This window comes from Escherichia sp. MOD1-EC6475 (genome assembly GCF_003046645.1).
GTDB lineage: Bacteria > Pseudomonadota > Gammaproteobacteria > Enterobacterales > Enterobacteriaceae > Escherichia > Escherichia ruysiae.
In genome coordinates this window covers 44,680-53,694 of record NZ_PZKQ01000054.1, presented here as the reverse complement: position 1 = coordinate 53,694, position 9,015 = coordinate 44,680, and the positions used below count along the sequence as shown (strand labels likewise).

The 9,015-nt window shown below is 49.9% G+C and carries 6 protein-coding genes and 1 pseudogene; 2 read left to right on the top strand and 5 right to left on the bottom strand.

Annotated features, from left to right (window positions below; genetic code table 11):
• Positions 1 to 173: pseudogene (locus A7589_RS17935) on the top strand (electron transporter); the annotation flags it as partial.
• A 150-nt stretch (positions 174 to 323) separates the two neighbouring features.
• On the opposite strand, the gene avtA reads toward A7589_RS17935, so the two are convergent.
• Positions 324 to 1,577 carry a valine--pyruvate transaminase gene (gene avtA, locus A7589_RS17930; RefSeq protein WP_000144334.1) on the bottom strand — a complete coding sequence of 418 codons (1,254 nt, stop codon included), beginning with the start codon at positions 1,575 to 1,577 and terminating at the stop codon, positions 324 to 326.
• 176 nt (positions 1,578 to 1,753) lie between these two features.
• Positions 1,754 to 3,784, bottom strand: a complete 2,031-nt coding sequence (gene malS, locus A7589_RS17925; RefSeq protein WP_000761195.1) for an alpha-amylase — start codon at positions 3,782 to 3,784, stop codon at positions 1,754 to 1,756.
• A gap of 320 nt (positions 3,785 to 4,104) precedes the next feature.
• Between malS and A7589_RS17915 the strand changes: the two genes are divergently transcribed.
• Positions 4,105 to 4,929 carry a protein bax gene (locus A7589_RS17915; protein ID WP_032337158.1) on the top strand — a complete coding sequence of 275 codons (825 nt, stop codon included), beginning with the start codon at positions 4,105 to 4,107 and terminating at the stop codon, positions 4,927 to 4,929.
• Positions 4,930 to 5,046: 117 nt separating this feature from the next.
• Here A7589_RS17915 and xylR read toward each other — a convergent pair whose 3' ends face one another.
• The 3 genes from xylR to xylG all read right to left on the bottom strand — a co-directional run bounded on the left by xylR (position 5,047) and on the right by xylG (position 9,003).
• Entirely contained in the window at positions 5,047 to 6,225 is a 1,179-nt protein-coding gene (gene xylR, locus A7589_RS17910; protein WP_000494492.1) for a D-xylose utilization transcriptional activator XylR, read from the bottom strand.
• Between the two features lie 77 nt (positions 6,226 to 6,302).
• Positions 6,303 to 7,484 carry a xylose ABC transporter permease XylH gene (gene xylH / locus A7589_RS17905; RefSeq protein ID WP_000045978.1) on the bottom strand — a complete coding sequence of 394 codons (1,182 nt, stop codon included), beginning with the start codon at positions 7,482 to 7,484 and terminating at the stop codon, positions 6,303 to 6,305.
• On the bottom strand, positions 7,462 to 9,003 hold the full coding sequence (gene xylG / locus A7589_RS17900) for a D-xylose ABC transporter ATP-binding protein (RefSeq protein WP_108188943.1): 1,542 nt from the start codon (positions 9,001 to 9,003) through the stop codon (positions 7,462 to 7,464). Before xylG ends, xylH begins: the two co-directional genes overlap by 23 nt.
• Between the last annotated feature and the right edge of the window lie 12 nt (positions 9,004 to 9,015).

The window sequence follows — 9,015 nt, the reverse complement described above, 5'->3', positions numbered from 1 at the left end:
TAAGTTGGCAGCATCACCTTTCTTCGCGCACAAAGGCGAGAGCGATTAAGTGTGACCTGTGCTGGCATCGGGCAACGGGACCAGCCTGTGTTGAAGCCTGCCCGACAAAGGCGTTGCAGTGTATGGATGTCGAGAAAGTGCAGCGGAATCGGCTACTACAGCAACAGGTTTGAGACATTATTCCGGCGGTTCTCAACGCCGGAATAGTGCGTTTTGTTTATGCCGGATGCGGCGTGAACGTCTTATCTGGCCTACAAAATCTTACAAATTCAATGTATTGCGGAAATTATGTGGCCTGATAAGCGCAGCGCATCAGGCAATTTTTAATGACTCTCAGCCCAGGCGCGTTCGATCTCTTCTGCCAGAATCTTCACGCCTGCCTCGATTTTCTCCGGCTCCGGCACATAGTTCATGCGCATACATTGATGCGTATGCGGCCACGGTTTATCCAGCCCCGGGAAGAAGTTGTGTCCTGGCACCATCAGCACGCCGCGCGCTTTCAGGCGCTGGTAAAGCTGCTCGGTGGTAATCGGCAAATCCTTAAACCATAGCCAGAGGAAAATAGCGCCTTCGGGTTTATGAATCAGGCAGCGATCTTCTGGTAAATAGCGGCGAATGATGGCGATAGTTTCCTGAACACGCTGGTAGTAGAACGGCTTGATGACCGTTTCTGACAGGCGCAGCAGATCGTTACGCTTAATCATTTCACACATCATCGCCGGACCAATACCACCAGGTGCCAGGCTGATAATGCCGTTCATATTCGTGATGGCGGTGATGATTTTTTCATTGGCGATGATAATGCCGCAGCGTGAACCAGGCAGCCCCAGTTTGGAAAGGCTCATGCACAGCACGATATTTGGATTCCACAGTGGGCGCGCTTCGCTGAAGATAATGCCCGGGAATGGGACTCCATAAGCGTTATCAATCACCAGCGGAATACCGTGCTGATTTGCCAATGCATCTAGCTTCAGCAACTCTTCGTCAGTAATCACATTGCCTGTTGGGTTCGTCGGTCGGGAGACGCAAATCATCCCGGTCTCTTCGCCAATATGCAGATGTTCAAAATCGACGTGGTATTTAAACTGGCCTTCTGGCAGCAGTTCAATATTTGGACGCGCAGAGACGAAAAGATCTTCTTCCAGTCCGGCGTCAGCGTAGCCAATGTATTCCGGTGCCAGCGGGAACAGCACTTTTTTGACCCGACCATCGGCGCGGCGTCCGGCAAACAGATTAAATAAGTAGAAAAATGCGCTCTGGCTGCCGTTTGTTAGTGCAATATTCTGTGGTTCGATATCCCAACCCAGCTTCTCGCGTAGCATTTCGGCAAGTAGTGTGAGTAGCTCCGTTTTCCCCTGCGGGCCGTCGTAATTACACAGCGCATCAGTGGCTTTGCCGCTTTCCAGCATGTCGGTAAGCAGCGTCTGGAAGTAGTCCTGCATTTCTGGGATCTGCGCCGGATTGCCGCCGCCGAGCATAATCGCGCCGGGCGTGCGTAAGCCGTCGTTCAGATCTTCCATCAGCAGCGTAATGCCGGAGTGGCGGGTAAATTTGTCACCAAAAAGGGAGAATGTCATAGCGGGATATCTGTCGAACTCTGTAGCAAGGAAAGTAACAATAACGCTACATTTGCTGGGGTGCAAATCGGGTTGCTGCAAGAGGATTGGCGTATCATGCTAAGGTTTATGATATGTCTGGTCTTTTATACTGGAATACGGCTTCCCGACATACTGCAAGTGGGAAGCCGGAAAAGTTACTGTTGCCCCGCCCAGACAACCATCACTTTATCGTCGCCATGTTCACGGACAAATCCATAACCTTGTTTCAGTGACAATGTGGTCTGCTTACCCGCGCCAATCGCTGGATGGCGGGCGCGGAACTGACCGAGGCGTTGCCAGTGCGCAACGCTGGCAGCAGATTTACCGCTAACATCCTGCCAGTTCATATCCGAGCGTGTGCCTTGCAGCGGATCAGAACCGGTAGCTCCGAACGGACGCGAGGATTCATCACCATAAAAGATTTGCACCGCACCTGGCGCTAATAGCAATAACTCTGCTGCTTTGTCGCCCCCTTCGCGGAACAGGCGGGTATCATGCGACGAGAGGTAGCTCAACACGTTGAAATTCTGCAATTTATCTGCCATTTGCTGCCAGGTGGTATCCATCTGTGCCAGACAATCGACGGCTTTCGCGGCCTGTTCCTGATAATCGAAATTGATCATCGCATCGAAGCCGTGGCGATAGTAGTCACTTTGCATTATGCCATGACCCCAGGCTTCGCCGGTCATCCAGAAAGGTTTGTCATCTAACGCTTTATCGGGGTTAGCTTTTTTCCATTCGCGAAGTGCGGCGCTGGCTTCGGTTTTCAGTTGCTGCCAGGCGGGCAACTCAACATGTTTGGCGGTATCGACCCGAAAACCATCAATCCCGTAGTCGCGAACCCACTGGCTTAACCAATGCGTTAAATAATCGCGGGGAGTAAAACTATCGATGTCTTTAGCGTGGGTATCCGGTTTGTTTTTATAGAACACTGGCAGACCTGAAGCGGTGGTAGATTCGGTCTTTATATCCGGCAAAAAGGCCAGCGACATGGTGAGATCGTCGAATCCAGGATTGTCGTAATCGCCAATATCCGTTCTGATCCAGTTTTTTCCCCACCATTTATCCCAGCCTGTTTTGTCGCTGAAATTAATGTAATCGTTAAAGCTATGCCAGGTTTGCCCGGCGGCGGGTTTCCAGTCGCTCCAGCGGTCACCCAGTGTTTTTTTCAGCTCATCACCGGAAAGGTATAACGCGCCAAACTGATACTCCTGCATATCCGCCAGCGTGGCATAACCGGTATGGTTCATCACCACATCAAAGAGAATACGAATACCGCGCTGGTGCGCGCTATCAACCAGCGCCTGTAGATCGGCTTCGTTGCCCATATTTGCATCAAGATTCGTCCAGTCCTGTGTGTAATAACCGTGGTAGGCATAGTGCGGGAAATCGCCTTTTGTACCACCGCCCACCCAGCCGTGAATTTGCTCAAACGGGGCGCTGATCCACAGGGCATTGACGCCCAGCTGCTGGAGATAATCCAGTTTGTTGGTCAGGCCGCGTAAATCGCCGCCGTGAAAAGTGCCAATTTCCGCCATACCGTCTTTATGACGACCGTAGCTCTGATCATTGCTGGGATCGCCGTTTTCGAAACGGTCTGTCAGCACAAAGTAAACGGTGGCGTTATGCCAGTCGAAAGAGGCAGAGGTGTCAGTTTCTGCCCGTTCCAGTAGTAGTAAGCCGTTACTGGTGGCGGCAGGTTGTAATGTAATTTGGCCGTTTTTCACTGTCGCGATTTGTTGGCTGTAATAATCACGGACAGGCGCACCTTCCGGGAAGGTGGCACTGACATCAAGCGTAAGTGGGCGACCATCCCATTTCGGGCATTCACGGATTGGGGTTGCTATTGGTTCGGCGGTGTTTGGGATCGATATCATCAACGTCGGCGTGCCGGAGCGGGTGTCGATTTGCAGCGTATATTCACCGTTCCTGAACAATCGCCACTGAGGGGGCGTGCTGTCGCAAGGTTTGAGAGAAAGCATCTGATTGAGTTTTATCGTATCCGCAGGCTGCCAGCATTGTTGGTTAAAATTTAGCGTCAGCGGTCGCGTACCTTTGGTCAGCTGGACATGACTAACAAATGTTCCTGCACTTTGTTCAGCAAAGGTGGGAAATCCCTGAGATGTCCAGTCGGCGGCAATGGCAACACTGGGCAGGAGTATCAGAAAACAGGCGGCAAGTTTCATAACGGATGAGTCCTTGTTGCTGCGAATTTCACCAGTTTGCCAGTGATAATACTGGTAAAACTCCTCCCTGATGAGGATTGCGCCAGGATGAGACGAAAGGGGGAGTATTTCACCTGAGATTTAAGCTTATTTTTTGCGATAAACCCCACATTTTCTGCGATTTAGCGCCAATCTGAACGGTTAACACGTGACATAGTTTCAGATTTGGACTATTCCTTGGGGTGCTCTTGACAGCTATTTTTGATATGATTTGAGATTCAACTCTCAAATTTGTGAAAAATATAAGGTGTTGGAATGATTAAATCCGACCAGGAGAACTGATGATTTTGACTCCCATACGACGATATGGGGCGATGATTCTTATGTTACTCACTCTGATGTTTTCGAGTGAGGTGTTAGCGAAAACGCACACGACAACAGCGAGTCAAAAGTCCCACATAACCAAAGCTAGTAATAAACAGGTAAGCAGTAAACAAGAGTATTCTCGCAATAGTGCAAAGAGCAGTTCACTTCCTGATTTGCGAAAATACCCTTCCGGAACACCAAGGAAAAAAGCGTTTCTCCGGACCGTAATGCCTTACATTACCAGCCAAAATGCTGCCATTACGGCGGAACGTAACTGGCTGATTTCAAAACAGTACCAGGGCCAATGGTCACCTGCAGAGCGTGCGCGTCTGAAAGACATCGCCAAACGCTATAAGGTGAAGTGGTCTGGTAATACACGAAAAATCCCGTGGAATACGCTGCTTGAACGCGTAGACATTATCCCGACCAGTATGGTGGCGACGATGGCTGCGGCAGAAAGTGGTTGGGGGACGTCGAAGCTGGCGCGTAACAACAACAACCTGTTTGGCATGAAGTGCATGAAAGGGCGTTGTACCAATGCGCCGGGTAAAGTGAAGGGCTACTCACAGTTCAGTTCTGTCAAAGAATCGGTGAGCGCCTATGTCACTAACCTGAATACGCATCCGGCTTACGCTTCTTTCCGCAAATCACGCGCACAATTGCGTAAAGCGGATCAGGAAGTTACCGCCACAGCGATGATTCATAAGCTGAAAGGTTATTCCACGAAAGGGCAGAGCTATAACAACTACCTGTTCGCGATGTACCAGGATAACCAGCGGTTAATCGCTGCGCATATGTAATTGCATTCCCTCGAGCCTTATCCGACTTGTTGGTCGGATAAGGCTTTTGCTCGCATCAGGTGGTTGTGCTGCGTTACCTGATGCGACGCTGGCGCGTCTTATCATGCCTGGCGGCTGCTACAGCAGGACCTCGCTGTTTACATCGCGATACTCTTTCGGCGTTGTGTCATATGCTTTTTTAAATACAGAGTAGAAATATTGCAACGATGGATAACCGCACATTTGCGATATTTCGTTGATTGATAAGGTTGTTGAAATTAGCAGGCTGCGCGCTTTCTCCAGCTTCTCGGCATGAATCATTGCGTGTATGGTTTCGCCCACCTCTTCTTTAAAACGCTTCTCAAGATTGGATCGCGATATGCCCACCGCATCCAGAACCTGATCCACTTTAATTCCTTTGCAGGCATGATTGCGGATGTAATGCATGGCCTGAATAACGGCGGGATCGGTCAACGAACGGTAATCAGTAGAACGCCGTTCGATGACACGGACTGGCGGAACCAAAATCCGCTGCAACGGCATTTCTTCTTTATCTAATAAGCGATGCAAAAGTTTTGCCGCCTGATAGCCCATTTGTCGGGCACCCTGCGCAACAGAAGAGAGGGCGACACGCGAAAGATAGCGGGTCAATTCTTCGTTATCTATGCCAATCACGCATAATTTTTCCGGTACGGGGATGTGCAGATGCTCGCATACTTGCAGAATATGCCGCGCCCGGGCGTCAGTGACGGCAATAATCCCTGTTTGCGGTGGCAGTGTTTGCAGCCAGTCTGCCAGCCGATTCTGCGCGTGTTGCCAGTTCTCTGGTGCGGTTTCCAGCCCCTGATAAACCACACCTCGGTACTTCTCTTCAGCCACAAGCTGACGAAAGGCATACTCGCGTTCGGCGGCCCAGCGTTTGCCGCTCGACTCTGGCAGACCATAAAAAGCAAAGCGGTTAACGCCTTTCTCTTTTAAATGCAAAAATGCGCTTTCAACCAGCGCATAGTTATCGGTGGCAATGTAATGTACGGGCGGATAGCTTTCTGCCAGGTGATACGAGCCACCAACCCCAACAATAGGAACGTTGACATCAGCCAATGCTTGCTCGATTTGTTTATCGTCAAAGTCGGCGATGACGCCATCTCCTAACCAGTCCTTGATTTTATCAATGCGGGCGCGGAAATCTTCTTCAATGAAAATATCCCATTCCGATTGCGACGCCTGTAAATATTCCCCTACACCTTCTACTACTTGACGGTCATAGGCTTTATTAGCATTGAACAGCAACGTGATGCGATGACGTTTAGTAAACATGGTTCTTTTCCTGCTGAATCATGCAAAAACTCAAAACCGGTAATACGTTACCGGCTTTGAGAAAATTTTTATCAAAATCAGGAACGGCGTTTGGTTGCGGAGTCCATCCATACTGCCAGCAACAGAATCGCACCTTTGACGATATACTGCCAGAAGGTCGGTACATCCATCATACTCATACCGTTATCCAACGAAGCCATGATGAATGCCCCCATTACTGCACCGGCAACACTCCCCACACCGCCTGCCAGACTAGTACCGCCAATCACACATGCTGCAATCGCGTCCAGCTCGGCGATATTCCCCGCAGAAGGTGAACCAGCGCCAAGTCGAGAACTAAGAATTAACCCGGCGATGGCTACCATCAAACCGTTGATAGCAAACACGGCAAGTTTTGTTCGTTCAACGTTAATCCCGGATAGCCGCGCCGCTTCCAGATTACCGCCAATAGCGTAAATACGTCGCCCAAAGGCTGTCCGTGTTGCCATAAACATTCCACCGAGTAACAGCAACGTCAGCAGCAGAACAGGAGTGGGAACGCCACGGTAATCATTTAGCAGCCAGATTGCGCCTAAAACGATGATAGCCGTTAATGCCTGGCGACCGACCACCGCCGTAGATGCCGGAGACTGCAAACCCAAAGCCTGACGGCGCATTCTTCCGCGCCATTGCCAGCCGACAAAAGCCATTAAACCAAGCGCGCCGATGATGAAACCGGTACTGGCTGGTAGATAGCTTTGCCCAATTTGTGACATCGCGGCGCTGGTGGGGGAAACGGTCGTGCCGTTGGTGATACCAATCAGGATGCCGCGAAATGCCAACATACCTGCCAGGGTGACAATAAATGACGGGACTTTGCGGTACGCGACCCACCACCCATTCCACGCTCCGAGAAGCAGTCCCAGAACCAATGTCACAATGATAGTGAGTGGCAGCGGCCAACCCAACCAAACGTCACAGATAGCGGCGACCCCGCCTAGTAGCCCCATCATGGAGCCGACCGAGAGGTCGATTTCAGCAGAAATGATGACGAACACCATACCTACCGCGAGAATGCCGGTAATTGCGGTCTGGCGCAGCAGGTTGGAAACGTTACGGGCGCTTAAGTAGGCACCATCGGTGGTCCAGGTAAAGAACAGCATAATTGCGATGATCGCTGCAATCATCACGAAGACCTGTAAATTCAGTGATTTCAGCCCAGAAAAGCCACCGGATGTCGGTACGGCTAATTTCACTTCAGACGGATTGCTTTTCGACATGATGTTCGCTCCTCAATGCGGCTTCCATCACCTGCTCCTGAGTCAGGTTATGATTTATCAGGTTGGCTTTTAGTTTTCCTTCATGCATCACCAGCACACGATCGCTAAGGCCGAGTACTTCAGGTAATTCAGAAGAGATGACAATAACGGCAATACCTTGCTGGACGAGTTGGTTAATTAATTTGTAGATCTCGTATTTAGCGCCAATATCAATACCCCTGGTGGGTTCATCAAGAATGAGAATGCGTGGATTTAATAGCAGGCAGCGTGCGAGGATCGCTTTTTGCTGATTGCCACCGCTTAAACGTCCAATAGCAAGGTCGGGGGAGGATGTTTTAACTTTGAGTTGCTGGATGGATTCCAGAATACATTTTTGCTCTGCGGCATCATCAAGCTGGCTGATCCCTCCGGTAAATTTATTGAGTGCGGCGAGAGTAATATTTTTACCAACCGCCATTACCGGAACGATACCATCGCGCTTTCTGTCTTCTGGCACCATCGCAATACCCTGGGCGATCGCTTGCTGGCAGTTGTGAATATCCACCTGTTTGCCGTCAATATAGATTTTCCCTTCCCACTGTCCGGGCCAAACGCCAAACAGGCATTGAATGGTTTCGGTGCGTCCGGCACCGAGCAGTCCGGCAATACCCAGTATTTCACCGCGTTTCAGAGAAAAAGAGACATCGTTGACCCGTTTAATATGACGATTAACCGGATGCCACGCCGTCAAGTGCTCAATACGTAATATTTCATCACCAGTGATATGCGGTTCGTTAGGGTAAAGTGCCGTTAATTCTCGCCCTACCATCATAGTGATAATATCGTCTTCGCTCATTCCGGCTGCATCACGTGTTCCTATATGCTGACCGTCGCGAATAACGCAAATCGTATCGGAAATTGCTTTAACTTCGTTGAGTTTGTGCGAAATATAAATACAGGCGATACCGTGTTGTTGCAGATCGCGAATAATATCCAGTAAAACCGTGGTTTCCAACTCGGTTAATGAGGCTGTCGGTTCATCAAGAATTAATAAACGCACCTGCTTATTTAGCGCCTTGGCAATTTCAACCAGTTGTTGTTGCCCAAGCCCTAAATCGCCAACGCGGGCATCTGGTGAAATGGATAAACTGACCTGCGCTAATAGCTTCTGGCAGCGTAACGTCATCTGGTCATAATCCATAATCCCATTGTGGGTTATTTCGTTACCCAGGAAGATATTTTCCAGCACGGTCAATTCTTTCACCAGGGCCAATTCCTGGTGAATGATGGCGATACCTTTGCGTTCGGTATCGCAGATGTGACTTGCCTGAATCTCTTCGCCAGCAAAAATAATTTCGCCTTCGTAGGAACCATGAGGATAAATTCCACACAGCACTTTCATCAGCGTTGATTTACCAGACCCATTTTCCCCACAGAGTGAGACGATTTCGCCAGCGTTTAGCCGCAAGCTGACGTTATCTATCGCCTTCACGGTGCCGAAGGTTTTGGTAATGTTCTTCATTTCAAGTAGATAAGACATAACGACTCCACC